The organism is Corallococcus sp. CA054B (assembly GCF_003611625.1).
Taxonomy (GTDB): Bacteria; Myxococcota; Myxococcia; order Myxococcales; family Myxococcaceae; genus Corallococcus; species Corallococcus coralloides.
On record NZ_RAVY01000024.1, the window covers coordinates 21,442 to 45,338 of the forward strand.

General features: G+C 69.2%; 24 protein-coding genes. 13 read left to right on the forward strand and 11 right to left on the reverse strand.

The genetic code is table 11. The features are described 5' to 3' along the window. Window positions 1–70 precede the first annotated feature (70 nt). Window positions 71–520: a GFA family protein gene (locus tag D7V80_RS08840; protein ID WP_120587736.1), complete on the forward strand. Its 450-nt coding sequence runs from the start codon at window positions 71–73 to the stop codon at window positions 518–520. Window positions 521–573: 53 nt separating this feature from the next. Here D7V80_RS08840 and D7V80_RS08845 read toward each other — a convergent pair whose 3' ends face one another. Beyond that, complete coding sequence (locus D7V80_RS08845) at window positions 574–2,229, reverse strand: FAD-binding dehydrogenase (protein ID WP_120587737.1); 1,656 nt, start codon at window positions 2,227–2,229, stop codon at window positions 574–576. 100 nt (window positions 2,230–2,329) lie between these two features. Here D7V80_RS08845 and D7V80_RS08850 point away from each other — a divergent pair, with 100 nt between their 5' ends. The 5 genes from D7V80_RS08850 to D7V80_RS08870 all read left to right on the forward strand — a co-directional run bounded on the left by D7V80_RS08850 (window position 2,330) and on the right by D7V80_RS08870 (window position 5,538). After that, a complete protein-coding gene (locus D7V80_RS08850; RefSeq protein WP_014394245.1) occupies window positions 2,330–2,563 on the forward strand; it encodes a DUF1059 domain-containing protein in 234 nt (77 codons plus the stop codon). Window positions 2,564–2,641: 78 nt separating this feature from the next. Continuing rightward, window positions 2,642–3,346 (forward strand): bifunctional 2-polyprenyl-6-hydroxyphenol methylase/3-demethylubiquinol 3-O-methyltransferase UbiG, encoded by a 705-nt coding sequence (locus D7V80_RS08855; RefSeq protein ID WP_120587738.1) that lies wholly within the window; start codon window positions 2,642–2,644, stop codon window positions 3,344–3,346. 74 nt (window positions 3,347–3,420) lie between these two features. Then, window positions 3,421–3,987, forward strand: a complete 567-nt coding sequence (locus D7V80_RS08860; protein ID WP_120587739.1) for a DNA-3-methyladenine glycosylase I — start codon at window positions 3,421–3,423, stop codon at window positions 3,985–3,987. A gap of 32 nt (window positions 3,988–4,019) precedes the next feature. Continuing rightward, window positions 4,020–4,406 carry a VOC family protein gene (locus D7V80_RS08865; protein WP_120587740.1) on the forward strand — a complete coding sequence of 129 codons (387 nt, stop codon included), beginning with the start codon at window positions 4,020–4,022 and terminating at the stop codon, window positions 4,404–4,406. 49 nt (window positions 4,407–4,455) lie between these two features. Beyond that, window positions 4,456–5,538, forward strand: a complete 1,083-nt coding sequence (locus D7V80_RS08870) for a HEAT repeat domain-containing protein (RefSeq protein ID WP_120587741.1) — start codon at window positions 4,456–4,458, stop codon at window positions 5,536–5,538. Between the two features lie 4 nt (window positions 5,539–5,542). Here the strand turns inward: D7V80_RS08870 and D7V80_RS08875 are convergent, their stop codons facing one another. After that, a complete protein-coding gene (locus D7V80_RS08875) occupies window positions 5,543–6,757 on the reverse strand; it encodes a glycoside hydrolase family 19 protein (protein WP_120587775.1) in 1,215 nt (404 codons plus the stop codon). Window positions 6,758–7,003: 246 nt separating this feature from the next. On the opposite strand from D7V80_RS08875, the gene D7V80_RS08880 reads away from it, so the two are divergent. Next, on the forward strand, window positions 7,004–7,888 hold the full coding sequence (locus D7V80_RS08880; RefSeq protein WP_120587742.1) for a hypothetical protein: 885 nt from the start codon (window positions 7,004–7,006) through the stop codon (window positions 7,886–7,888). 242 nt (window positions 7,889–8,130) lie between these two features. Here the strand turns inward: D7V80_RS08880 and D7V80_RS08890 are convergent, their stop codons facing one another. Genes D7V80_RS08890 through D7V80_RS08900 form a run of 3 tightly spaced genes read right to left on the reverse strand, consistent with a single transcriptional unit; the run spans window position 8,131 to window position 12,715 of the window. After that, on the reverse strand, window positions 8,131–8,838 hold the full coding sequence (locus D7V80_RS08890) for a response regulator transcription factor (protein WP_120587743.1): 708 nt from the start codon (window positions 8,836–8,838) through the stop codon (window positions 8,131–8,133). After that, window positions 8,835–10,679, reverse strand: a complete 1,845-nt coding sequence (locus D7V80_RS08895; protein ID WP_120587744.1) for a HAMP domain-containing sensor histidine kinase — start codon at window positions 10,677–10,679, stop codon at window positions 8,835–8,837. The genes D7V80_RS08890 and D7V80_RS08895 overlap by 4 nt, the downstream gene beginning before the upstream one ends. Before the next feature lie 11 nt (window positions 10,680–10,690). Then, a complete protein-coding gene (locus tag D7V80_RS08900; RefSeq protein WP_199738455.1) occupies window positions 10,691–12,715 on the reverse strand; it encodes a von Willebrand factor type A domain-containing protein in 2,025 nt (674 codons plus the stop codon). Window positions 12,716–12,858: 143 nt separating this feature from the next. Between D7V80_RS08900 and D7V80_RS08905 the strand changes: the two genes are divergently transcribed. Genes D7V80_RS08905 through D7V80_RS08915 form a run of 3 tightly spaced genes read left to right on the forward strand, consistent with a single transcriptional unit; the run spans window position 12,859 to window position 15,709 of the window. After that, window positions 12,859–14,475 (forward strand): NADP-dependent glyceraldehyde-3-phosphate dehydrogenase, encoded by a 1,617-nt coding sequence (locus D7V80_RS08905; RefSeq protein WP_120587745.1) that lies wholly within the window; start codon window positions 12,859–12,861, stop codon window positions 14,473–14,475. A 39-nt stretch (window positions 14,476–14,514) separates the two neighbouring features. Next, entirely contained in the window at window positions 14,515–15,015 is a 501-nt protein-coding gene (locus D7V80_RS08910) for a 6-carboxytetrahydropterin synthase (RefSeq protein WP_014394259.1), read from the forward strand. Continuing rightward, window positions 15,008–15,709: an SDR family NAD(P)-dependent oxidoreductase gene (locus tag D7V80_RS08915; protein WP_120587746.1), complete on the forward strand. Its 702-nt coding sequence runs from the start codon at window positions 15,008–15,010 to the stop codon at window positions 15,707–15,709. Before D7V80_RS08910 ends, D7V80_RS08915 begins: the two co-directional genes overlap by 8 nt. Before the next feature lie 7 nt (window positions 15,710–15,716). On the opposite strand, the gene queD is transcribed toward D7V80_RS08915, so the two are convergent. Then, entirely contained in the window at window positions 15,717–16,100 is a 384-nt protein-coding gene (gene queD, locus D7V80_RS08920; RefSeq protein ID WP_233585221.1) for a 6-carboxytetrahydropterin synthase QueD, read from the reverse strand. Between the two features lie 180 nt (window positions 16,101–16,280). Here queD and D7V80_RS08925 point away from each other — a divergent pair, with 180 nt between their 5' ends. Beyond that, window positions 16,281–17,975, forward strand: a complete 1,695-nt coding sequence (locus D7V80_RS08925) for a PA14 domain-containing protein (protein ID WP_120587748.1) — start codon at window positions 16,281–16,283, stop codon at window positions 17,973–17,975. A 26-nt stretch (window positions 17,976–18,001) separates the two neighbouring features. Here D7V80_RS08925 and D7V80_RS08930 read toward each other — a convergent pair whose 3' ends face one another. The 5 genes from D7V80_RS08930 to D7V80_RS08950 form a co-directional block, all read right to left on the reverse strand. Continuing rightward, on the reverse strand, window positions 18,002–18,406 hold the full coding sequence (locus D7V80_RS08930) for an SRPBCC domain-containing protein (protein WP_120587749.1): 405 nt from the start codon (window positions 18,404–18,406) through the stop codon (window positions 18,002–18,004). Next, window positions 18,403–18,720: a helix-turn-helix transcriptional regulator gene (locus D7V80_RS08935; RefSeq protein WP_120587750.1), complete on the reverse strand. Its 318-nt coding sequence runs from the start codon at window positions 18,718–18,720 to the stop codon at window positions 18,403–18,405. The genes D7V80_RS08930 and D7V80_RS08935 overlap by 4 nt, the downstream gene beginning before the upstream one ends. 83 nt (window positions 18,721–18,803) lie before the next feature. After that, entirely contained in the window at window positions 18,804–19,346 is a 543-nt protein-coding gene (locus D7V80_RS08940; RefSeq protein ID WP_147447025.1) for a hypothetical protein, read from the reverse strand. A gap of 164 nt (window positions 19,347–19,510) precedes the next feature. Further along, window positions 19,511–20,512 carry a PHB depolymerase family esterase gene (locus tag D7V80_RS08945; protein ID WP_120587752.1) on the reverse strand — a complete coding sequence of 334 codons (1,002 nt, stop codon included), beginning with the start codon at window positions 20,510–20,512 and terminating at the stop codon, window positions 19,511–19,513. Window positions 20,513–20,528: 16 nt separating this feature from the next. Further along, window positions 20,529–21,344, reverse strand: coding sequence for an alpha/beta fold hydrolase (locus tag D7V80_RS08950; protein ID WP_120587753.1), 816 nt, complete (start codon window positions 21,342–21,344; stop codon window positions 20,529–20,531). Window positions 21,345–21,440: 96 nt separating this feature from the next. On the opposite strand from D7V80_RS08950, the gene D7V80_RS08955 reads away from it, so the two are divergent. Further along, window positions 21,441–22,085, forward strand: a complete 645-nt coding sequence (locus tag D7V80_RS08955) for a TetR/AcrR family transcriptional regulator (protein ID WP_120587754.1) — start codon at window positions 21,441–21,443, stop codon at window positions 22,083–22,085. An 87-nt stretch (window positions 22,086–22,172) separates the two neighbouring features. Beyond that, window positions 22,173–23,858 (forward strand): hypothetical protein, encoded by a 1,686-nt coding sequence (locus D7V80_RS08960; RefSeq protein ID WP_120587755.1) that lies wholly within the window; start codon window positions 22,173–22,175, stop codon window positions 23,856–23,858. The last annotated feature ends 39 nt before the right edge of the window (window positions 23,859–23,897 follow it).

Sequence of the window (23,897 nt, forward strand, 5' to 3'; positions counted from 1 at the left end):
TGACATAAGGCTGTCACGGACCGGGGCGACATTGATTGCGTTCCCACAACGCGGCACCGGAGATTCCGCCATGACCCAGAACGACCTTCAGAAGACCCCTGCCCTGCGCGGCCTGCACACCTACGCGGGCGGCTGCCTGTGTGGCGCCGTGCGTTACGAGGCCACCGTGGACCTGGCGGGCGTGAGCCGCTGCAACTGCACCATCTGCATGAAGTACGGCTACGGCGGCGGCGCGGGGATGAAGCCGGACGCCTTCCGGCTCCTGAAGGGCCAGGACGCCCTCAAGAAGTACGGGCGCGACGGCAGCCCCAACACCCGCAGCTTCTGCTCGAACTGCGGCGTCGTGTGCTTCGGCGACGGCGACGTCCCGGAGCTGGGCGGGAAGTTCGTCTCCATCTACGTCAACACGCTGGATGACGTGGACCCGTCGCTGCTCACCTTCGGGTACTGGGACGGCCGGCACGACAACTGGGCGGCCGGGATGCGCTCCACGCCGTGGCCCTTCCAGGCCGCGGCCTGAGGACGTCCGGAGGGGCAGGGGCCTTCAACGCCCCTGCCCGTCACCGCCCATGACTACACATTCCCCGCGGCGGCCCGGCCCGCGGCGCGGCCGGAGAAGATGCAGCCGCCCAGGAACGTGCCTTCCAGGGCGCGGTAGCCGTGGACGCCACCGCCTCCGAAGCCGGCCACCTCACCTGCCGCATAGAGCCCTGGGATGGTCTGCCCCTGGGCGTTGAAGACGCGGCCCTGGAGGTCCGTTTCGAAGCCGCCCAGCGTCTTGCGCGTGAGGATGTTCAGCTTCACGCCGATGAGCGGCCCTGCCTTGGGGTCCAGGATGCGGTGCGGCTTCGCGGTGCGCACCAGCTTGTCCCCCCGGTAGTTGCGCGCCTGGCGGATGGCGGCCAGCTGCAGGTCCTTGCTGAAGGGGTTGTCCATCTGGAGGTCGCGCGCCTTCACCTCGCGCTCCACCGTGGCGAAGTCCAGCAGGGGCGTTTCCGTCTTCGCGTTCATCCCGGCGACCAGGTCGCGCAGGTTGTCGGAGATGACGAAGTCCTCGCCCTTCTCCTTGAAGGCCTCCACCGGGCCCATGGCCTTCTTGCCCACGGCGCGGTTGAGCACGCCCAGCCAGTCCTTGCCGGTGAGGTCCGGGTTCTGCTCCGAGCCGGAGAGCGCGAACTCCTTCTTGATGATCCACTGGTTGAGGATGAACCAGGTGTGCTCGTGGCCCGTCTTGAGGATGTGCTCCAGCGTGCCCAGCGTGTCGAAGCCGGGGAACAGCGGCGGCGGCAGGCGCTTGCCGGTGGCGTCCAGCCACAGCGAGCTGGGGCCCGGCAGGATGCGGATGCCGTGCCGGGGCCAGATGGGGTTCCAGTTCCGCAGGCCCTCCGTGTAGTGCCACATGCGGTCGCGGTTGATGAGGCGCCCGCCCGCGGCCTCCGTGATGGCGATCATCCGGCCGTCCACGTGGTCGGGCACGCCCTGGATCATGAACTTGGGCGCGGGGCCCATGCGCTGGGGCCATGCCTTGCGCACCAGCTCGTGGTTGCCGCCAATGCCGCCGGACGTGACGATGACCGCGCTCGCGCGCAATTCGAAGTCACCCACCGTCACGCGCGAGCTGCTGGCGCCGCGCGGGACCTCCGTGGGCTCCAGCCTCATGCCGCGCACGCCCACCACGGCGCCGTTCTGGGTGAGCAGCTCATCCACGCGGTGGCGGAAGTAGAAGGTGAGGGTGCCCTGGGCCTCCGCGGCCTTGGCGCGGCGGACGAAGGGCTCCAGCACGCCGGGGCCGGTGCCCCAGGTGACGTGGAAGCGGGGGACGGAGTTGCCGTGGCCCACGGCGCCGTAGCCGCCGCGCTCCGCCCAGCCCACCACGGGGAACCAGCTCATGCCCTGCTGGACCAGCCAGGGGCGCATCTCGCCCGCGGCGAAGTCGACGAAGGCCTCCGCCCACTTTCGCGGCCAGTGGTCCTCCTCGCGGTCGAAGGCGGCGGTGCCCATCCAGTCCTCCAGCGCGAGCGCGTGGGAGTCCTTGATGCCCATGCGCCGCTGCTCGGGCGAGTCCACGAGGAACAGGCCGCCGAACGACCAGAACGCCTGGCCGCCCAGGTTCTGGGGTCCCTCCTGGTCCACCACGGCGACGCGCTTGCCCGCATCCGCGAGCTCGGTCGCGGCGACGAGTCCCGCGAGCCCTCCGCCCACGACAATGACATCCACTTCCTGTCCCATGCGTGCCTCCCGGTAGCACCTGGCGCGCGGATGATAGCGGTTCGCGCGGATTGCGCGTGGCCCTTCACATGCGCAACTCAGAAGGGGAGGTGAATCAGCCATGTCACGCAAGACAATGGATTGCCGGGAGGCCCCCAGCGAGTCCAACTGCTCGCTGACCATCACCGGCGAAGAGGACGAGGTGCTGCGGGCCGCGGTGGAGCACGCGGTGTCCGTCCACGGGGAGAAGGACAGCCCCGAGCTGCGGGAGATGATCCGCGGCTCGCTCAAGGATGAGGCGCCCATGGGCGCCCCCATGCGGAGCCCCGAGCCCGCGCGGCCGGGCATGCAGTGAAGCGTCCTCCGAAGCGCCGGGGGGCAGGCCCGGAGGCGGACCGGGCGCCACGGCGCTCCGGAGGGTAGAGTTCCGCGCATGGACTCAGGAGTGAAGGGCAACACGGGGCCGCTGGGCCATGACGCCGCTGCCTACGCGCAGCGTCAGGAAGGGCTGTCCCCGGAGCCGCTGCGGGACGCGGCCTGGAGCGTGGCGGGGCAGCGGGCCTTTGGCGTGGTGCTCGACGTGGGTTCGGGCAGTGGCGGGTGGATCCGCCGGCTGCAGCGGAACCCGGCCATCGAGCGCATCCTCAGCACGGACATCCACGACGCGGGCGCCAGCCGCCTGCCGGGCGTGGAGTTCCAGCTGCGGGACGTGTCCCGGGACGCGCTGCCGTGGGGCGATGCCTCGGTGGACTGGGTGTTCGCCATCGAGGTGCTGGAGCACCTGGCCAACCCGCGCCACTTCGTGAAGGAGGCCTTCCGCGTGCTCAAGCCCGGAGGCCACCTCTTCTTCACCACGCCCAACAACGACAGCCTGACAGCGCGGCTGTCCTTCCTCGTCCGGGGCTACTTCCCCGCGTTCTGCGAGCAGGACTACCGCGACTCCGGACACATCACGCCCATCACGGAGCTGGACGCGCGGCGCATGGCCGTGGAGGCGGGCTTCCAGTCCATTGATTTCGAGTACCCGCTGCCCGGACGGATTCCCCGCAGCAGCGTGTACTGGCAGCGGTTCCTGCCGGGGCTGCGCGGCCGGTGGTGGAGCGACGGGCTGTTCGCGCTGCTGACGCGCCCGCGCTGAAAAGACAGGCGACAGGACTGGCCGCCTGTTCAGTATTCGTGGTAGCCCCGGCCGCGAACCAGCGAGGAGCGTGGATGCAACAGCGTTGCGTGTGGGTGGGGACGGATCCGCTGTACCAGACCTACCACGACGAGGAGTGGGGCGTGCCGGTGCGAGACAGCCGCGCGCTCTGGGAGATGTTGATGCTGGAGGGCTTCCAGGCGGGGCTCGCGTGGATCGTCATCCTGCGCAAGCGCGAGGCCTTCCGGAAGGCGTTCAAGGGCTTCGACCCGAAGGTGGTGGCGCGCTTCACGGAGAAGGACGTCACGCGCCTGATGGCGGATGAAGGCATCGTCCGGGCGCGCGCCAAGATTGAAGCGACCATCGGCAACGCGCGCGCCTATCTGAAGATGCAGGAGGCGGGCGAGGACTTCTCCGCGTTCGTCTGGGGAATGGCGGGAGGCAAGCCCATCCGCAATGTGTGGAAGGGCCGGGGCGACGTGCCGGCGAAGACGGAGCTGTCGGAGGCGTACTCCAAGGCCTTCAAGCAGCGCGGCTTCAAGTTCGTGGGGCCGGTCATCGTCTACGCATGGATGCAGGCCACGGGCATCGTGGACGACCACACGGTGGACTGCTTCCGGCACGGCGTGCAGCACCGGTGAAGTGAAGCGATGAAACTCCTGGGAGGAATGCGATGCGGATCAGTGTCACGAGCGTGATGGTGGATGACCAGTCCAAGGCCCTGAAGTTCTACACGGAGGTCCTGGGCTTCGTGCTGAAGGTGGACGTCCCGATGGGCCCCAAGGACCGGTGGCTGACCGTCGTCGCGCCGGACGCGCCGGAGGGCACGCAGCTGCTGCTGGAGCCCATGGGCTTCGCGCCCGCGCGCGTGTTCCAGAAGGCGCTGTTCGACGCGGGCATCCCGCTGACGTCGTTCGGCGTCGACGACTGTGCGGCGGAATATGAACGCATGGTGAAACTCGGCGTGGTGTTCCGCAGCAAGCCCACGGTGATGGGCCCTGTCACGGTCGCTGTCTTCGAGGACACTTGCGGAAACCTCATCCAGATGGCGCAGGTCTGAGCCGGTGATGTTGCCCCGGGCTCCCGGGGTGTTGCGCTAGCGTGGAGCCATGTCTTCGGAGCGCAGCAAGGGCCGTGTCCGCACGGTGGAGGAATGGTTGGGGCGACTCTCCTCGCGCGATGTGGGCGCACGCGAGGAGGCGCAGTCGGCGTTGGAGGAGCTGCTGGTGTCCGGGGCGCCAGAGTCGCGGGAGCGGACCGCGCGGGCGCTCCTGGAGGAACTGGGGCGGCCCGGAACATCGGTCGCGGAGCCCCTGCTGTTCCTGTTGCAGCGCAGCTGGTGGCCTCCGCAGGCGGGCCTCACCGGGCTCGCCGTCCAGAGTGTGCTGGCGGTGCTGACGCGGATGGAGGCGGACGCCCCGGCGCTGGAGAACGCGGCGAACGTGCTCGCCGGGGTGTGCCGGGTGGATCCCTTCCAGCTCGCCGCGCTGGACGGGCTGTTCCAGCACCCGAAGGCTTCCGTGCGCGGCGCCATGGCGCGCGTCGTGGGCCGGCTGGGGACCGCCGCGGCGTCGGAGCTGCGCCAGCTGCTGGCGCTCCTGGAGGACGAGGAGGCCGTGGCCCTCTCCGCGCTGGAGTCCCTGGCCGCGCTCGCGCCGCTGGCGCCGGACCTCACCGCGCCCCGGCTGCTGGAGCAGGTGCGCAAGTCGGACGGTGCTCGCCTCTACCTGGCCCTGGTGTCGCTGCGGGGCCTGCTGGAGGAGTTGAACGGAGAGGCGCGGCCCGCGCCCGCGTTGCCGGACCTGGAGTCCGCGCTGCTGAGCACGCTGCCCGCGCCGGAAGCGCCCATCCGGCAGGAAGCGGCGGCGCTGCTGGGGTTGTGCGGTCCGCTGTCGCCGGAGGCCATCGCGGCCCTGCGCGAGCACCTCCGCGACGAGAGTCCGCACGTCGCGGCCCGCTCCGCCGTGGCGCTGGTGCGCTCCGGCGCTCCGGCGGCGGAGGCCCTCTTCCTGCTGAAGGGCCAGCTGGGCCCGGCCGCGTCGCGCGAGCTCCAGGAGGCCGCCGTGGCCGCGCTGGAGGAAGCGGACCCGGCCCGGCTGGGCCGGGCCCGGGGGATGCTGGAGACGGCGGCTCGCGACGCGGCGGGGCTGACGCGCGAGGCACTCTTCGAGTTGCTGGGGCAGCTGCCCTGAGGCGTCAGCAGCCCAGGTTGTTGCCGGGGCTCACGCCGAGCAGGGAGCAGAACTGCAGGTACTTGTCGATGCGGCTCTGCACCTGGCCGGGGTTGCGGCCGTAGCACTCCACCGACCCGTTGATGGTGCGGATGGTCTCTCCGAAGCCCGCGCCGTTGACGATGGCGTTGTGGGCCGTCATGGAGCCGGCGCCGTTCTGCGTGGTCCAGAACCAGAAGCCCGTGCGCCACGCGGCGTTCGCGTCCTGGGCCAGCAGGTCCGGGTTCGCCTGGAGCGGCAGGCCCAGCGCGTTGCCCGCCGCGCAGTAGTTGCCGTTCCACGACAGCTGCATGGGGCCGCGTCCGAAGTACCGCTTGCCCGGGGCGCAGCTGCATCCCGGGGGACCCCACGACGTGTCGCAGTAGTCGCCCTTGTTGATCTCCTCGATGTGCACGAGCCCGCCCGTCTCGTGCGACACGTTGGCCAGGAAGGCGGCCACCTCGCGCTTGCGCGTGTCGGTGTCACCCGTCGTCGCCAGGCCCGGGAAGCCGTTCGCGGCGGCGATGAGCGCGTCGTACGTGTAGAAGCCATTGCGGTTGGGGAACATGGTGTTGAACATGTCGCGGGTGAGGATGCCCCCGAAGCCCGAGCCGCCTCCGCTACCGCCGCCGGAGACCTTGTCGAACGTCCAGCGCTGGTTGTCGCGGTCCGCGTAGAACGGGTACTGGACGATGAGCGTGCCGTTGTCGAAGGAGCCCCACGACAGGTCCATGGCCATGCCGGTGTGGCGCGGGTGGAAGCTGAACTGCGTGCCGCCCCGGTTGATGAACTGGAACTGCTGGTTGGCGCCGTCGACGTAGGTCCACTGGTGGAGGACCGCGTTCTCCGCGGTGCTGACGCCCTGGATGTCCAGCGCCTTGCCGCTGTTGACGTTGATGATCTTCCAGAACCCGCCGGACGTGGGCGAGATGCGGAACTTCTGCGCGTTGGTGCCGTTGCAGTCCCACTGCTGCACCTTCGCGCCATCCGCCGTGCTGGACGACGCCACGTCGATGCACTTGTTCGTCCGCACCGAGCGGATGACGTAGTCGCCCTCCGTGATGGTCGACACCACGGCGGCGCTCTCCACCTGGCCCACGGTTTCTGGCGTGGTGTCTCCGGCCTCGGGCCCCGAACAGCCCGCCAGCGCGCCCACGACTCCCAGCAACGACAGACCGCGGAACATTCCCTTGTGGCTCATGACGTCTCCCTTGGGTACCGCCAGCAGGTGAAGGAACTCCTGGGAGGTGGATTCGTACATCCCAGGTCGACTTTGTTTTTTGAGAGAACAAAGTCTCCAGGGCTTCATGTCATTAGACTTGGTATTCAGTCAATCCTTGGAATCCAAAAGGGTGTTGGGTGAACAGGGATTGAAGGACGCCGGGCGCGGAGGCGCAGCCCTGGTTAAGCTGCCGGGCCAGTTCGTTCCCTCTTCCCCAGAGGTCTCATGCACAAGCCCAGGATTGGCGATGGTCCCCGCGTCAAGGCGTCGTCGCTGCCGAAGTCGCCGTCCGCCACCTCCGCGCCCAAGGCGCCGAACACCGTCGCCACGCCCTCCGCGAGCACGAGCAAGAAGCGCCCGCTGGACGCTTCGGACGCGGCGTCGTCGCCGGAGCCGAGCAAGCTGGCGAAGACAGACGTCAAGGACAACACGACGGAGGCCCGGCTGAAGCGGGCGAAGCTTCGCGAGGAGCGCCGTCAGTCGTCCGCGGACGCGGTGGGCTCGTCGAACGGCCGCAGCGGCTTCGTGTCCACCGCTCAGGACCTCATGAATCTGAAGCCGAAGGTAGACGGCAAGCAGCTGGTGGGCACGTCCTTCGGTCCGGTGAACGCGAACCCATTCACCAGGACGTCCGACCCGGCCTTCATGATGACCACCGTGAAGAAGAACTACGACAAGCAGTCGGTGGGGCACAAGTATTCGGACATGGTGGCTGCGATGAAGGCCGGGGGCGCCAGCGACAAGGACATCGCCACGGACCTGCTCAACGCTTTGGACCCCAAGGCAGCCGCGCCCTCCGTCATCACTGACGGCAAGTCGAAGAATGGCGCCGCCAAGATGACAGCCGTCATAAACGTGTCCGAGCCCATGCGCGTCCCGGGTTCCAGCAAGGCAGGCCGAGCGGCGCTGCGCATGGTGCAGGACGAGAAGCTCACCCTGGAGCAGGCCTTCACCGGGGACAACCCCGGCTACCCCATGGCGAAGAGCCCGGACTACATGCGCCGCGCGGTGAACTACGATGACCAGAACTTCCGCAAGGAAATCCCCAGGCCGGAGCAGTTCGACAAGTTGGCGGAGTACATGTCCGACAGCAGCGACGACGAGTCCTGAGCTGCCGTCTCACAGCCTCTTTCAGGAAGCGCTCCGTGAAGAGGTCCGCGTCCCCTGGCCACCGCGCGGACACGCAGCGCCCGTCCTCCACCACGAAGGCGGGCGCGCGTGGTCCGTCGCGGTGCCGCGCTTGGACGGGACGCGGGGGCCGCGCTCGAAGTGGCTCGGGTCCGCGAGCGCGGCGACGACCTCCTCCGCCACGCAGGCAAGGGAGGTCCGGTGGCAGCGCCCCAGCCAGGCGGTCAGGAGCCTCGCTCGACCTCCATACGGTAGCCCACGCCGCGCACGGTCTGGATGGAGAAGCGGGACGCGCTGGTCCACTTGAGCTTGCGCTTCAGGCTGGAGACGAAGTTGTCCACGGTGTGCGGATCCACCACCACGTCCGTGCCCCAGACCGCATCCAGGATTTCGTCGCGCTTGAGCGCCCGCTCGCGCTCCTTCAGGAAGAAGGCCAGCAGGTCGAACTCCTTGCGCGTCAGCTCCACCTCCGCGCCCTCCGGCGTCTCCACCCGCCGCCGGTCCAGGTCCACGCTGTAGCCCGCGAAGCGCAGGACCTTCGCCGGGGCGACACCACCACCGCGCTTCAGATGGGCGCCCACGCGCGCGAGCAGTTCGCGCAGCCGGTAGGGCTTGCCCAGGTAGTCCTGCGCGCCGGACTCGAAGCCGCGCACCACGTCCTCCTCCAGCGTGCGCGCGGTGAGCATCAGCACCGGCACGCTCAGGCCCTCCTCGCGCAGCGAGCGGCACAGCGAGTAGCCGTCTCCGTCCGGCAGCATCACGTCCAGGAGGATGAGCTGGAAGTCGCGGCGGGAGAGTTGCTCGCGCGCCTCCTTCACCGTGGCGGCCTCCTCCACGGCGTAGCCGCCCTGATGCTCCAGGTTGTCGCGCAGCGCGAGCCGCAGGTTCGGGTCGTCCTCCACGACGAGGACGGTGGGGGCGGCGGTGGTCATGTGATGCTCCGGGCCTCGGGCCGGTACTCGGGAAGGGTCAGTTCGAAGGTGGTGCCTTCAGGGCTGGAGGCCGCCACGCGCAGCGTGCCCCCGTGCAGCCGGGCAATCCTCCGGCACAGCGCGAGCCCCAGCCCGCTGCCGGGAACTTCGCGGCCGTCGCGGCCGGACAGCCGGTAGAACTCGCCGAAGACGCGCTCCCACTCGGACGCCGGGATGCCGGTGCCGTTGTCCGTGAAGTGCACGCGCCCGCCGGGCAGCGTCTGGATGTGCAGCCGCACGGGGCTGCGGGTGTTGTACGCGCACGCGTTGCGCGCCAGGTTCGCCAGCAGGAGCCGCAGGAGCTGCGCGTCCGCGTTCAACTCGCGCGCGTCCACGTCCGCGGTCAGCTCCACCGGCACCGGCGCGCCGGACTCCAGGTCCCGGCGCAGGTTGGAGACCAGCTCGTCCAGCCGCACCGGCGCGAGCTTCGGCACCCAGCGCCCCTTGTCGATGCGGTTGAAGGACAGCAGGTTCTCCACCAGGAAGCCCAGGCCGTCCGCCTCGCGGATGATGCGCGCGGGGTAGTCCTTCGCGTCCGCGCCCTCCGCCACCCGCCACTCCAGCGTCTCCGCGAGCAGCCGGATGGAGGCCAGCGGCGTGCGCAGTTCGTGCGACACCGTGGCCACGAAGTCGCTCTTCAATTCCAGGAAGCGGTACTTGCGCTGCTGCGCCACGAACGCCAGCGCCGCGATGGTGAGCGCCAGCGCCGCGCACAGGGCCAGCATCCATGTCTTGAGCTGGTAGCGGCGCTCCAGCGCGTCCTCGCTCCGCGCCCAGATGGACGACTCCACCGCCACGGGCAGCGACGTCAGCGTCACCACCGCCGCATCCACCGACAGGGTCACGCGTCCGTCCGCCTCCAGCAGGCCGCGCTCGCGCATCTCCCGGGTGAGCCCCGCCAGCAGCCCGGGCAGGTCCAGCGCCAGCCCACGCACGTCGCCTCCGGACAACGGCTCCAGGTACCAGCCGGACCGCGTCAGCATCGGCTCCGGTACGTCGGCTGGCATGGGCAGCGGCGACGTCGCCAGCTCGCGCACCCGTGCCTCGAAGTCCGCCACCGGCACGCCCACGCGCGTGGAGAGCGCCGCCACCTTCTCCCGCAGGAAGTCGAAGTCCTCCGGCGTGAAGCGCGAGCGCTTGAGCAACAGCAGCCGCTGCAACCCCTCCAGCCGGCCACCCCCCTGGCCGTCCACGAGTCCGTCGCGGACCAGTCCCCGCATCAGGTCCGGCACCACGTCGCCCCGCGCCGCCACGTCCTCCAGCACCACCAGCAGCGACGGCAGGTCGCGCGTGGACGCGAGCACGAATCGGGCGCGGTGCTGGAGCAGCGCCATCAACGACAGCTGGGTGGCCTTCCGGTCCTTCGCCTTCAGCGCCTGCTCCACCAGCGACAGCCGCTCCAGCCGCTCCTTCCACGGGCCTTCGTCCTCGTCCGCGACCTCCGTGCCCGCGCGCAGCCTGGCGTAGCGCTCCTTCGCGGGGGCGTCCCCGGCCGTGTCGAACTGCGCCATCCGGGGCAGCACCTGCTCCCCCTGTTCCCGCAGGTACAGCCCCGGCGTGGCCACGAGCGGATCCTCCTTCGCCGCCGCCCGCGTGCCGCGCGAGTCCTCCATGCCCTCACGCAGCGCCTGCCCCAGCGACGCACGGGCATACTGCTCCAGGGCCTCGCGCCGGGAGCGGAGCGAGGCCCGCGCATCCTCGCGTTCCGCGGCGAAGATGCGGTGGAGGTAGCCCAGGCCGACCCCGAGCCCGGCGAGGCCGAGCGCGAGGGCGACGAGGGTGGGCAGCAGCCTGCGCGGCATCCGGGACGTCCCTACTTGATGGTGGGGACGCGGTCGGCATCCATGGTGCGCACCGGCGCGATGGACTCGAAGCGGTCCTCGCGGAGGTCCAGCTTCTTCGCCAGACGGATGAGCTCGCCCAGCTCCACCACGTCCTGGCGGGTCTTCAGCGGCGTGCCCAGTTCCGCCCACAGCGACATGAGCGCGTCGTAGGTGAGCGGCCGCGCCCAGTAGGAGCCGCGCAGCTTCTCCGCGAAGGCGGCGGCCACGTAGGACAGGCGGGTGGGGGAGGCGGCCTTCTCGTAGGCGGGGCGCAGGAGCGTCACGGGCATGGCCTTCTCGATGAGGCGCGAGCTGCCGCCCTCCGGGGCCTTGTAGCGGATCCGCAGCGTGCCGAAGTTCGTCTGGGACGGGTCGCGCAGCTTCACCTCGTAGAGGGCGGTGACGGCGTGGCCCGCGCCCACCTCGCCCGCATCCACGCGGTCGTCGTCGAACTGCTGCCGGGTGAGCAGCCGGTTCTCGTAGCCGATGAGGCGGTAGCGGGACACCGTCTTGCGGTCGAACTCCACCTGGAGCTTCACGTCCTTGGCCACCACCTGGAGCGTGCCGGTGAGGTTCTGCACGAAGATGCGGCGGGCCTCCTGCAGCTTGTCCACGTAGGAGTAGTTGCCTTCACCCACCTGGGCCAGTCGCTCCATCAGCACGTCGTTGTAGTTGCCCATGCCGAAGCCCACGGTGGACAGGGTGATGCCCGCCGCCGCCTGGTCCTTCACGCGCTCCCAGATGCCGTCCGCCTCGGTGATGCCGTTGTTCGCCACGCCGTCCGAGCAGAGGACGATGCGGTTGATGCCGCCCTTCACGAGATGGCTCGCGGCCAGCGCGTAGCCCAGCTCGATGCCCGCCTGGGCGTTGGTGGCCCCCTCCGGCTGGAGGCTGTCGATGGCGCTCAGGATGGCGGCCTTCTTCGAGGCGTTGGTGGGGGCGAGCACCTGATGGGCGGTGCTGCCGTAGACGACGATGGCCACCTGGTCCCGCTCATCCAGCGCGTCCACCAGCAGGCGCAGCGAGCGCTTCACCAGGCCCAGCCGGTTCTCCATGTTCATGGAGCCGGACACGTCGATGACGAAGACCAGGTTCCCCGGTTTGCGCTGGTCGCGGCTCACGTCGCGCGCCTTCACGCCGATGTGCACCACCTGGTAGCCCTTGCGCGCGGGGGAGGGGAAGCCCTCCACGTTCACGCTGAACGGCGCGTCCGTGGCGCTGGCGTAGTCGTAGTCGAAGGTGTTGACGAACTCCTCCACGCGCACGGCCTGCTCGTCTGGCAGCGAGCCGCGCTCCAGGTACGCGCGCGTCAGCGTGTACGACGCCGTGTCGGTGTCCACGGAGAAGGTGGAGAAGCGCTCCTCCTCGGTGTCCACGGTGGGGTTCACGCCGTAGCCCTTGAAGTACATGTCGACGAAGGGTTGGCCAGTCAGGGCCATGGTGCGCTCCGGCGCGGGCTGCGGCTTGCCGTCCACCACGTAGCCGTGGCCAGGCGCGGGTCCCGCCAGGGGCTCGCTGGAGCGGACCGCGCCGCCCTGGCCCACGGGCCGCATGACCGCGATGCGCTTGATGAACTCCTGGTCCACGTTCACGCCCTGGTTCGTGGATCCCACGTCGATGGTCGGAGGCGCGCCGACGATGAGTTCCGTGCTCAAGAACTTATCGCCGGCCAGCTCCACGTTCAGCCGGATGGCGCGATTCTCTCGCAGCGGGATGCCCGGGCGTGCGTACGGTTTGTATTCTTCCTTCTCGAACCTCACGGTGTATGTGCCCGCGGGGATACGCGGGATGCGGTAGTTCCCCTGGGCGTCCGTGACGACCGTCTGTTCGCCCTGCAGGCTCGGCGAGGTCGCGCTGACGACCACGTCCGCGATGGGCTTGCGGGTCTCGACGTCAATCACCGTGCCGAAGATGGCGCTCGTGGGGGGAGCGCCTGCGTCCGGCTGGGCTCCCGCGGGCACGGAGGACGTCATCAGGAGCAGCGGCAGGGTGCTTCTCAGGAGGGACTTCAGCATGGACCACCTCTCGCGCATCAGGGTGGAGCCATCATCCAGATGCGCCCCGCATCGAACCGCATGGGGGGCTCGTCTCCTCATCATGGTTTCATCATGACGGGAAATCGTGCCGGGGGCGGGGTGTCTGATTAGAAAGGCCGTCCATGACGGCACTCGACACCCTCTTTCCCTCCGAAGAGCAGATTCCCCCCGGCGTGCGGCTGCCCGCGTACCTGGAGCAGCGCGAGTACCTGGTGGGAGGCGAGCTGCGCACCTGGGCCGGTGAGCTCAACCCGGTGGCGAGCCCCGTCTTCGTCCGGACCCCGGAAGGGCTGAAGCAGAAGGTCATTGGCGCCACGCCGCTGCTCACCTCGCGCGAGTCCCTGGACGCGCTCGCGGCGGCGGTGAAGGCCTATGACTCCGGCCGGGGCGTCTGGCCTTCCCTCAAGGTGGCCGAGCGCATCGAGCACGTGGAGCGCTTCCTCACCGCCATGCGCGCCCAGCGCACCGTCGTGGTGAACCTGCTCATGTGGGAGATTGGCAAGACGCAGCCGGACTCGGAGAAGGAGTTCGACCGCACGGTGGACCTCATCGTGGAGACGATCCGCGCGCTGAAGGAGCTGGACCGCACCTCGTCCCGCTTCGTCCAGGACCAGGGCATCATGGCGCAGATCCGCCGCGCGCCCATGGGCGTGGCCCTGTGCATGGGGCCGTACAACTACCCCCTGAACGAAACCTTCAGCACGCTCTTCCCCGCGCTGCTGATGGGCAACACCGTGGTGTTCAAGCCGGCGAAGTTCGGCGTGCTGCTGGTGCGGCCCCTGTTGGAGGCGTTCCGGGACTGCTTCCCGCCCGGCGTCATCAACATCATCTACGGCCGGGGCCGGGAGACCGTGGGCGCGCTGATGGAGAGCGGGCAGGTGGACCTGTTCGCCTTCATCGGTACCAACAAGGGCGCCAGTGAATTGAAGCGCATGCACCCGCGCCCGCACCGCCTCAAGTCCGTGCTGGGCCTGGACGCGAAGAACCCGGCCATCATCCTGGAGGACGCGGACCTGGATAACGCGGTGAAGGAGTGCATCACCGGCACGCTGTCATTCAACGGCCAGCGGTGCACGGCGCTCAAGCTGCTGGTGGTGCACCGGAACATCGTGGACGCGTTCCTCGCGAAGTTCACCGCCGCCGTGGACAAGCTCAAGCCCGGCATGCCGTGGGACCCGGGCGTCGCCGTCACGCCGCTGCCGGAGCCGGGCAAGGGGACGTACCTCCAGGGGCTGGTGGACGACGCGGTGTCCAAGGGCGCGCGCGTGGTGAACCAGACGGGCGGGCAGGCGTCCCGGTCGTTCTATTCACCCACGGTGGTGTACCCGGTGACGCGGGACATGCGGCTGGCCACGGAGGAGCAGTTCGGTCCGGTGGTGCCGGTGATGGTCTTCGACGACGACGCGGAGGCCGTGCGGCTGGTGGTGGAGTCGCAGTTCGGTCAGCAGCTGAGCCTGTTCGGCAAGGACTCGGCGCGCATCGGGCGGTTCATCGACGCGTTCTCCAACCAGGTGGGCCGCATCAACCTCAACTGCCAGTGCCAGCGCGGGCCGGACACGTTCCCGTTCAACGGCCGCAAGGACTCCGCGGAAGGGACGCTGTCCGTGGCGGACGCGCTGCGGGTGTTCTCCATCCGCACGCTGGTGGCGACGAAGACGACGCCGGACAACACCGCGCTCGTCCAATCCATCCTGACCCGCCGAGAGTCGGATTTCCTCACCACGGACTTCCTCTTCTAGTCCCGCCTTGGCCCTGGGTGGTATGCCCTGGGGCATCCCATGGCGCCGCGCACCACGACCCTCGAGCTGCACAAGGAAGAGATGAAGTTCTCCGCGGGGCACTTCACCATCTTCTCCGCCACGCACCGCGAGAACCTGCATGGGCACAACTTCTCCGTCTACGTCGCGCTGACGGGGGAGGTGTCCGACGACGGCCTGCTTTCGGACTACGGTCCGCTCAAGCAGGCCATCATCCAGCGCTGCAAGGCCTGGAACGAGACGTTCTTCCTGCCCGCCCACTCCAAGCACCTGCGGCTGGAGCGGGACGAAAAGGGCAACCACGTGGCGCACTTCAACGGCGAGGAGCTGCGCTTCCTCGCTCGCGACGTCACGGTGCTCCCGGTGGCCAACGTGTCGCTGGAGGAGCTGGCGCGCGTCTTCGGCGAGGAGCTGGTGGGCGACGGCAGCGCCATGGCGCGCGACCACATCACGGGGCTGGTGGTGAAGTGCGCTTCGGGCCCCGGGCAGTGGGCCTCCTGGGAGTGGAAACGCGATGTCTGATCAGGTCCTCATCACCGGCGCCAGCCGGGGCATTGGCCGGGCGGCGGCGGAGCGGTTCCGCAAGGAGGGCTGGCGTGTCATCAACGTGTCGCGAAGCCCCTGCACCGTGCCGGGCGTCGTCAACGTGCCGGTGGACCTGGCCGTGCCGGGCTGGGAGCCCGCGGTCGAAGCGGCGCTGCGCGTCGGGGCAGGGCAGGGGCGCCTGTCCGTCATCCACAACGCGGCGCTTTACGAGCATGACGACGCGCTGACCATGGACGCGGACCACCTGCGCCGCGTGCTGGAGGTCAACGTCGTGGCCCCGCTGGTGCTCAACCGCCTGGCGCGGCCGCTGCTCACGGACGGCTCGTCCCTGCTCTACGTGTCGTCCACGCTGGGGGAGAAGGCCGTGAAGGGCGTGGCGTCCTATGTGACGACCAAGCACGCGCTCATCGGGATGATGCGGGCCACCTGCCAGGACCTGGCGGGGACGCAGGTCCACACCGCCTGCGTCTGCCCGGGCTTCACGGACACGGAGATGCTCCGCGAGCACATGGGCACGGACCCCGCCGTCCGGGCGAGCGTGGCGGGGATGACGACGTTCGGGCGGCTCATCACGCCGGAGGAGATCGCCGGCGTGCTCTACCTCTGCGCCACCACACCGGTCCTGAATGGCGCGGTCATCCACGCCAACCTGGGCCAGATCGAGCGCTGAGCCCGCTTCAGCCTTCCGCGGCGTAGACGGTGCACGAGGACGTGCAGGTCTCCGCCACGCGGATGCGCGCGACGGTGGTGCCGGGCACGTTCACGCGCTCGAAGAGCCACGCGGCCAGCAGCTCGCTCGTGGGGTTCTCCAGGCCGGGGACGTCGTTGAGCAGCCGGTGGTCCAGCTGGGCGTGGAGCGGCTGCCAGGCGGCGTTCAGCTCCGCGAAGTCCACGATCCACCCGAACTGCGGATGCACGGGGCCGCGGAGGGTGATTTCGATGCGGTAGCTGTGGCCGTGCACCCGCGAGCACTTGTGCCCTTCCGGAACGTTGGGCAGGCGGTGCGCGGCCTCGAAGGTGAACTCCTTCGAGATTTCGGTGACGAGGGGGGTCTTCTTCAAGGGACGATCTCCTAACGGCGGCCTTCTACCTGTCATGTCCCCCGGCGTCCACGTGCCTGGAGGCGCGGGCCCGGACGCCAGGCGATTCCACGGAATCAGATGATCCCGCCTCCCGCATCCTTTCCTTGTTGGACCTGCGCGCACAGGCTGCCCGCCCCCTTCTTCCCGGAGGCCTTCGTGATGCGCCGTACCTTCCTCGCACCGCTCCTGGTGCTCGCCAGCCTGCTGGCCTGTGGTCCTGTTCCAGAACAGGAGTCCCCGTCCACCGCGACCCGCGCGCAGGGCCTGACCTCCGCCAACGGGCTCGTCACCCTGGAGGCCGTGGGCACGGGCCGGCCCTACACCTTCGCCACCGCGCAGACGGGCACGCAGCTCTACATCGACCGGACGTACACGCTGACGGGCCTGTCCCCCCGGCTCCAGGGCGGCGTGCTGCTCCAGGCGGCCAACGACGACAAGCTCTACACCGGCGCGTCGCAGGTGCGGCTGGGCCTGAACTCCGCCGCCACGGTCTACGTGGCCATGGACCGCCGCAACACGGTGCTGCCCGCGTGGCTGGCGGACGGCACCTGGGCGCTCACCGACGAGGTGCTCGCCACCAACGACCCCTCCGCGACCACGTCCAATTCCTCCACGCCCATGAAGGTGTACGTGAAGTCCGTGCCCGCGGGGACGCTGGTGCTGGGCGGCGGCATGGCGGCTCCGGCGCAGGGCACCAACGCGCAGTACGTGGTCGTCATCCAGTACGCCAGCAGCGAGCCGGGCGTGGTGGCGCGCTTCTTCCCCAACCTGAGGATGCAGGGCGTTCCGGTGCTGCGTCACCTGTCCACCGTGAACGTGTCCTACGGAACGGGGGCGCCAGTGGCCGGCATCCCGGCGGACTTCTTCGGCATGCGCATCGAGGGCTTCGTCACGCCCGCCTTCACGCAGACGTACACGTTCCGCACCTCCGCCAGCGGGGGCGTGCGGCTGTGGGTGAATGGCCAACTCCTGGTGGATGACTGGTTCGAGCACGCCGTGGAGCAGCGCTCCGGGAGCATCGCCCTGTCGCAGGACGTCCCCGCCAGCGTGGTGCTGGAGTTCTTCGACGCGGAGGCCGCGGCCTCGCTGCTGCTCCAGTGGCAGAGCCCGAGCCAGCCCTGGCAGACGGTGCCCGTGTCCCGCCTGGAGACGCCAGCGCTGCCCCTGCCGCGTCCCCTGGGCGCCCACTGCACCGCGGGCGCGCAGTGCCGCTCCGGCGGGTGCAGCGTGTTCCCCGTGGGCAACGTCACCATCTGGAACGAGGGTGACGCCGTCTGCACGCCCGAGGTCGCGGAAGGGCAGCCCGGCCTGAAGGCCGAGTACTTCACCTCCGAGTTCCTCTACAACCGCGCCACCGTGCGGCGCGAGGCGTTCCTGGGGACGTACTGGGGCGCGTCCTCGCCCGCGCCCGGCGTGCCCGCGGACAGGTGGTCCGCGCGCTGGTCCGCCACGCTGACGGCGCCCACCACCGGCACGTACACGCTGCGCACCAACACCGAGGACGGCGTGCGCCTGTGGCTGGACGGCGTGCTGCTCGTCGACCATTGGATGGAGGCGGAGGGAGGGCAGACGCACGACGTCGCCGTGTCCCTCACCGCCAACAGCCCGCATGACCTGGTGATGGAGTTCTTCGAGGGCTACGGCGACGCCCACGCGCAGCTGTCGTGGACCGGCCCGGGCATCCCCTGGCAGACCGTCACCACGGCGCTGAGCACGCCGCCGCACTTCACCTGCCGGCCGCACGGCTCCCAGTGCCGCTCCAACGAAGACTGCTGCGGCGGCTTCTGCTCCGTGTCCCCGGTGGGCAACGTCACCATCTGGAACGAAGGGGCCACGGTGTGCGGCCCCCGGTGAGCTGAGCCATCAGCGAGGGCCCGCGCTCAGCCTTCGAGCGCGGCGCCCAGCCGTGCGAGCACTCCCGGCCAGCCCGGCTTCATCCCTTCGAAGGCCCGGCGCCCCATGGGCGAGTCCAGGTTGAAGCCCTCGTGGACGAGCGTGAGCCGCGTCCCCGTGCCCTCGGGCACGAGCCGCCAGGTGAGGGTGGTGTCGAGCGTGCCGGTGGCGAAGCGGTACTGGAGCAGCCGCTCCGACTCCACCGCGAGCACCTCGCAGGGCTGCTGGCCCCAGGGGCCCATGTCGAGCGTGAAGCGGTGGCCCACGATGGGGCGCACGTCGCCCGCGGCCCACCACCTCGCGTGGAGCGCCGGGTCCGTCAAAGCCTTCCACACGGCGGAGGGCGGATGGGCATACACGTGGTCCAGCTGGATGACGGCAGGGGGATTCATTTGCGTGACTCCTCGTCGAGCACGTCCTCGAGCGCGGCGAGCCGCTGCTTCCAGTAGTGCGTGAAGGCCTTGAGCCAGTCGTCCACCTCCGACAATGGACGCGGATCCAGGTGGTAGTAGCGCTCCCGGCCGCGCGGCTCCTCGCGGACGAGCCGCGCCTTGCGCAGGACCTGGAGATGTTCGGAGACGGCGGGCCGCCCCAACTGGAAGCCGCTCGCCAGGTCGTTCACCGCGCGCGGCCCCTTGCGCAGCTGCAGCAGGATTTCCCGGCGCACCGGATTGGAGAGCGCCGCGAAGACATCCGGGTCGGACATGGCCCGGATTGATACGTCGGAACTTTCCGACGCGTCAAGAGGCGTCGGAGATTCCCGACGCGTTGGCGAATGTCCTGACGCGGTTACCTGCGGGCGGCGCGTGCCTGCGCGAGGGGTGCGCGCTGTTCCCGGCGGATGGGCAGCCGGAGGATGTGGGCGTAGCGCGCGAGCCGGTCCTCGAAGCGCCGGGCATCGCGGCCCCAGTGCACGACGACGTTGCGCTCCGGGTCCTCCCGGTGCGTCAGCGCGATGCCGTACTCGTCCTGCGCGCCAATCCAGTCCGGGTGGTGGCGCCGCTCGCAGTCGAGGCCCACGTAGTGGTCCAGGGGCTCGCTCCAGGTGAAGGCGCTCAGGGCCCCGGCACCGCGCAGGATGACCTCCCGGGCCGTCACCACCACCTCCAGCCGGGTGCGGACACACCGCAGGATGAACGTCACGGACACGAAGCCGCCCAGCACCACCACCAGCGGCAGCATCCACTCCTCGCGCAGCCGGGCCAGGGACAGGCCCTGGTCCAGCGCGTAGGCGAGCGGAATCACGACGAACAGCACCAGCGTGAGCAGGGGCCACACGACCTGGCCGAACAGCGGACGCGTGTGGAAGCGCAGCGGGAGGTCACCCCCCATGTCCATCTTCTGTGGAACCGGTGAAAGCACTTCGAAGAAGGACATGGGGCCTGCGTCTCGGGTGTGCGGGCGATGGATGCCTTTGACCCAAGCTCAACATGGCGGTGGATGGGCTGTCCACGTCTTCCCGGGTAGTCCGGGAGTCTCCGGACGGGCCGCGCCCTTCAGCGGGAGTGCTGTTTGAAGAAGTCCCACATGATGGTGGTTCCGTCGGGACCCGCCGGGTCCGCGAACGGGAAGGCGCCGTCACCGCCGGGCCATGCGTGCCCCATGCCCTGGATTTCGATGTGCTGCACCAGGAGCACGCCGTTGGAGACGTAGTCCCTCACGGTGTACTTGCGGCCTCCGGCTGAAACAGCGGACGTCGTCCGGGCCGGGGTGTTGGACACGCTGTTGTTGTTGGAGCCGTCGTCGCCGTAGTCATTGGTCTGGAGGAACTGGCGCGCGGCCTGCTGTCCATTGACGGGATTGACGACGTCATCCGACGTGCCGTGGACCACGAGCACCGGCACCTTGCGGCGCGGCTTGCCCGAGCACGCCCACGCGTCATGGCCCCGGTCATCCGGCGAATAGATGCTGCCGAACGTCATGGCGTAGAGGCTGCCGGACGCCGTGGTGGCCGCCTTGTACATGGCGCCCGCGCCCACCATGCCCGCGGCGAACACATCCGAATGGCAGGCCATCAGGACGCTGGTCATCACCGCGCCCGCGGAGACGCCGCCCAGGTAGACGCGGCGCGAGTCCACCGCGTAGTGGCCCTTCACCTGGTCCACCATGCCCACGATGAGCGACGGCTCGCCAATGCCTCGCTCCTGGTTGGAGGAGAACATGAAATTCCAACACTGGGTGCCATTCGCATACATGGCCTGATTGGGATAGAGCACCAGGAACCTCTCCGCGTCCGCCTTCGTGTTCAGCCGCGACAGGCCCGCGAACTGGTCCGGGTTCTGAAGACAGCCATGCAGCCCCACGACGAGCGGGAGCGGCTCACCGGGTTGGTAGCCGGTGGGGACCCAGAGCTGGAAGCTCCGGGTGCCCCAGACGTTGGAATAGACGCCGTGGACCCACTCGCCCGCGTGGGCTGGCGTGGCGCCCAGCACCGAGAACAGCGCGCACACCGCCACCGCCATGCGAGCCATGGCCTGGACCTTCCGAGTCACCGACATGTGTCTGTCTCCTGCTTCAGCCAGGACGCGTCATGCGCCCGGGTGACTCGACTTCCCGGAGGAACCTCTCCACCGCGTCGGCGACCTGTCCGGGTTGATCCACGGGCGCGGCATGCCCGGAATCCGTCAGCACTTGGAGCCATGCGTCCTTGAGCCGGCCCGCGTAGGCCTGCTTCGTGGACAGCGGCGTGTAGTCCCGTTCGGAGTGCAGCACGAGCACGGGACAGGTGATGTCCTTCAGCCGGTCCTGGACGCTCCAGCCGGCGAGCCCCCGCGTCGCGCGCAGGTACACGTCCTTCGCGTTGGCGCCCAGGGATTCAATGGCCCGTTGGCGCAGGGCCTCCTGCTCCGGCTTGGGGAACAGCTTCGGGGCCACGCGCTTCGCCAGCCCCCGGGGACCCAGCAGGCGCAGCACCAGCAGGCGCGCCGCGAACTCCAGCTTCCGGCGGAACGTGCGCGCCACCATGTCCGGTCCGCTGTTGACCACGGTCAGGCTGCGCACCAGGTCCGGCCGGTCCACCGCCAGCTGGAAGCCCATCATCCCGCCCATGGACAGACCGATGACGTGCACCTGCGTCAGCCCCAGTCCGTCACACAGCGCGGCGATGTCCCTGGCGAAGAGGGCCACGCCATACGCGCCCGCCGGCTTGTCGCTCCGGCCGTGGCCACGCGCGTCCGGCACCAGCACCCGGTGGTGCGCCGACAGCCGGGGCACCACCGCGTCCCAGTCGCTGCCGGACGAACCCAGCCCGTGGAGGAGCAGGATGGGCGCTCCCTCGCCGGACTCCTGGAGGTGCAAGGTGACGCCGTCGGGAAGGGAGAACGTGGGCATCGTCAGGTGAACGACCGTTCAGAGGGGAGGATGGACTACGCTTCCAGGGTCGGTAGAACCGTAGCTGAACGACCGTTCGTTTTTCAAGGTGACCCCATGGCGTCTTCCTCTCCGTCCCGTCTTCGCGCGCGCAAGGCGGTGCTTCCGGCCTCGGCGTCGGCTGACGGCACGCGTCGCCGCATCCTGGAGACGGCGCTCCAGCTCTTCGCGAGCCGGGGCTTCCATGACGCGTCCATCCGGGACCTGGCCAAGGAGCTGGAGCTGCGGCCCAGCGCGCTCTACGCGCACTTTCCTTCCAAGGAGCACGTGCTCGCGGAGCTGGTGCGGTTGGGGCACGAGGCGCACCACGAGGGCTTGCGCACGGCGCTGCTTGGCGCGGGGGCGAAGCCGGTGGAGCAGCTCCGGGCCCTGGTCCGGGCGCACACGCAGCTGCATGCGACGCATCCGCAGCTGGCCGTGGTGGTGAATGACGAAATCCATGCGCTGCCGCCGGAGCTGGCGGCGCCGTCGCTGGCGCTGCGGGAGCAGTCGTCGGCGTTGCTGATGGCGGTCATCGAACGGGGGCGCGCGCAGGGCGTGTTCTCCGTGCCGAACGCGGGCGTCGTCGCCGCGGCCATCTCCGCCATGGGGCTGCGGCTGCCCTACTGGTTCGAACCCACGCCCGCGCTGGACGTGGACGCGCTGGCGGACCTGCACGCGGAGCTGGCGCTGCGGATGCTGGGGGCGAAGGCCGGGAAGTGATGTGGGGAGGTGGCGCGGCGTCGGGCGGTGGGCGCGTCACCCACGGTATCCTGGAGTGCATGCCATGCCGGTTCGTATGGTGTGCGCATGGCGGGACCTCCGAAGGAAATCCGAACGAAGTTCGCGGGCATCGGGCTGGACACGGACAACTGGGTTGTCTTCGAGCAGAAGCTCGCCCGCTGCTACGGCACGACCCTGACGATCATCAAGTCCTACCTGTTCGAGATCGTCGGCACCTGCAAGGACGCCGCAGCCTGGGACCGGGTGTTCTGGCTGGTGGAGCGGTCCCGGCACAAGCCCCCCCGGAGCTTCGACACGCTCACCCCGCTGAAGACCGTCGCCAAGCGGCTGTTCACGGTCTCCGCGGGGCTCCTGGAGGGCGCGTCGGACCTCAAGATGCAGAAGGCCTATCTTGGTCTCAACACCGACTTCGGCGAGTTCCATCAAAGCTACAAGGACTTGAAGGCGAAACACCTGTCCGAGCTGGGGGTCGGGCAGAAGGTGACGCCCTCCACTCCGGAGACGTTCGTGTCACGCGTGGACCGGACGGTCGACCGTGTCGCGAACGGGACGAAGAAGAAGAGCCGGTACTCCGGTCTGGCCAAGACCGACATGAGCCACGTCGAGGTCATTCCCGGGGACCGGGACACCTGGATTGACGCGCTCGTGCGGCTGACGGCCTTGCGCAAACGCATGCAGGGGGCGGAGCTGGCGAAGGTCGCCCAATACAAGACGGAGGATGGCTGGTTCCACATCCTCACGGAGGTCCGGCTCGGCAACAGCCACTCCGGTGTGTGGATCCACAACTCGAAGAAGAAGAACGGCGAAGGGGCGACGCGCGTCATCTCCTTCGTGGACAAGGACGGCAAGCTCATCACCCCGGAGGTCGACTCCGCCGAGGACCTGGACGGCCTGCGCATCGCGGACCTGTCCTACGCGGAGCTCTACGCGCTGCTGGAGGAGGTGGAGTCCCGCTTCTTCGGGGACAGCGCGGGGCTGGCGCGGCTGCTCTGCTTCCTCTTGGGGACTGGTGAGGAAGTGCCGATGCCGGTGGCGAACTTCCTGGAGAAGACGCTGCTCTACCAACCCAAGCTGAAGGCCTTCGGGCAGAAGCGCACGGTGGTGGAGGGGCCCGCGCACCTCACCGTCGAGTCCGCCCTGGTGTCCTTCCTGGCCGTGCTCTTCTTGACCGAGCCCCGGCACTCGCTGCCCATCTGGATCTCCAATGCGGACGCGCTCCAGTGCATCGCGCGGACCCGGCTCACCTTCTACGACCTGCTCCACCCCAACATGACCTTCGCCGCGGAGGTCCGCCCCTACCTCCAGCTGGACTTCCGCTCCGAGCAGGAGGTCACCTCCATTGGCACCCTGCTCGCGTCCGCGAACACGGCCAAGTACACCCTGAGCCCGGAGGAGGAGCACACCCGCAAGCTCAAGGAATTGATCATGCCGGCGTGTGAGCTGTACTTCAAACACGGCAACGTCAACGGCATGAAGACCGTCGTCGACTCGATGGGCGCGAAGCTCTTCCAGGCGGAGGAAGACGACAATCAGGAAGACGACCTCTTCGACCGCTCGACGAAGAAGCAGCCCAAGGTGAAGGACTCGGTGTGGTTCACCGAGTTCCTGGACTGGGGAGACCTCGACGAGTTCGGGAAGAACAACAAGAAGATCGCTCGCGACTACCGGGGCAACCTCATCCGCATGCGCCAGCTCACCTTCGTGGCGCCGGTGGCGAAGATGCTGGTGCTGAGGGAGATCCTGGACTCATGACCGGGACGGGTTGGCGCATGGGTTGCTAAATGTCGCCAC

Bases quoted from the DNA above. Each gene is read 5' to 3' on its own strand.
- D7V80_RS08930 (WP_120587749.1), bottom strand. From the start codon at position 18,406: ATGAATCCCCCTGCCGTCATCCAGCTGGACCACGTGTATGCCCATCCG.
- D7V80_RS08880 (WP_120587742.1), top strand. From the start codon at position 7,004: ATGCACAAGCCCAGGATTGGCGATGGTCCCCGCGTCAAGGCGTCGTCG.
- D7V80_RS08870 (WP_120587741.1), top strand. From the start codon at position 4,456: ATGTCTTCGGAGCGCAGCAAGGGCCGTGTCCGCACGGTGGAGGAATGG.
- D7V80_RS08865 (WP_120587740.1), top strand. From the start codon at position 4,020: ATGCGGATCAGTGTCACGAGCGTGATGGTGGATGACCAGTCCAAGGCC.
- D7V80_RS08940 (WP_147447025.1), bottom strand. From the start codon at position 19,346: ATGGGGGGTGACCTCCCGCTGCGCTTCCACACGCGTCCGCTGTTCGGC.
- D7V80_RS08955 (WP_120587754.1), top strand. From the start codon at position 21,441: ATGGCGTCTTCCTCTCCGTCCCGTCTTCGCGCGCGCAAGGCGGTGCTT.
- D7V80_RS08860 (WP_120587739.1), top strand. From the start codon at position 3,421: ATGCAACAGCGTTGCGTGTGGGTGGGGACGGATCCGCTGTACCAGACC.
- D7V80_RS08915 (WP_120587746.1), top strand. From the start codon at position 15,008: ATGTCTGATCAGGTCCTCATCACCGGCGCCAGCCGGGGCATTGGCCGG.
- D7V80_RS08935 (WP_120587750.1), bottom strand. From the start codon at position 18,720: ATGTCCGACCCGGATGTCTTCGCGGCGCTCTCCAATCCGGTGCGCCGG.
- D7V80_RS08925 (WP_120587748.1), top strand. From the start codon at position 16,281: ATGCGCCGTACCTTCCTCGCACCGCTCCTGGTGCTCGCCAGCCTGCTG.
- D7V80_RS08945 (WP_120587752.1), bottom strand. From the start codon at position 20,512: ATGTCGGTGACTCGGAAGGTCCAGGCCATGGCTCGCATGGCGGTGGCG.
- D7V80_RS08845 (WP_120587737.1), bottom strand. From the start codon at position 2,229: ATGGGACAGGAAGTGGATGTCATTGTCGTGGGCGGAGGGCTCGCGGGA.
- D7V80_RS08855 (WP_120587738.1), top strand. From the start codon at position 2,642: ATGGACTCAGGAGTGAAGGGCAACACGGGGCCGCTGGGCCATGACGCC.
- D7V80_RS08910 (WP_014394259.1), top strand. From the start codon at position 14,515: ATGGCGCCGCGCACCACGACCCTCGAGCTGCACAAGGAAGAGATGAAG.
- D7V80_RS08900 (WP_199738455.1), bottom strand. From the start codon at position 12,715: ATGCTGAAGTCCCTCCTGAGAAGCACCCTGCCGCTGCTCCTGATGACG.
- D7V80_RS08890 (WP_120587743.1), bottom strand. From the start codon at position 8,838: ATGACCACCGCCGCCCCCACCGTCCTCGTCGTGGAGGACGACCCGAAC.
- D7V80_RS08895 (WP_120587744.1), bottom strand. From the start codon at position 10,679: ATGCCGCGCAGGCTGCTGCCCACCCTCGTCGCCCTCGCGCTCGGCCTC.
- D7V80_RS08875 (WP_120587775.1), bottom strand. From the start codon at position 6,757: ATGAGCCACAAGGGAATGTTCCGCGGTCTGTCGTTGCTGGGAGTCGTG.
- D7V80_RS08905 (WP_120587745.1), top strand. From the start codon at position 12,859: ATGACGGCACTCGACACCCTCTTTCCCTCCGAAGAGCAGATTCCCCCC.
- D7V80_RS08840 (WP_120587736.1), top strand. From the start codon at position 71: ATGACCCAGAACGACCTTCAGAAGACCCCTGCCCTGCGCGGCCTGCAC.
- D7V80_RS08850 (WP_014394245.1), top strand. From the start codon at position 2,330: ATGTCACGCAAGACAATGGATTGCCGGGAGGCCCCCAGCGAGTCCAAC.
- D7V80_RS08960 (WP_120587755.1), top strand. From the start codon at position 22,173: ATGGCGGGACCTCCGAAGGAAATCCGAACGAAGTTCGCGGGCATCGGG.
- D7V80_RS08950 (WP_120587753.1), bottom strand. From the start codon at position 21,344: ATGCCCACGTTCTCCCTTCCCGACGGCGTCACCTTGCACCTCCAGGAG.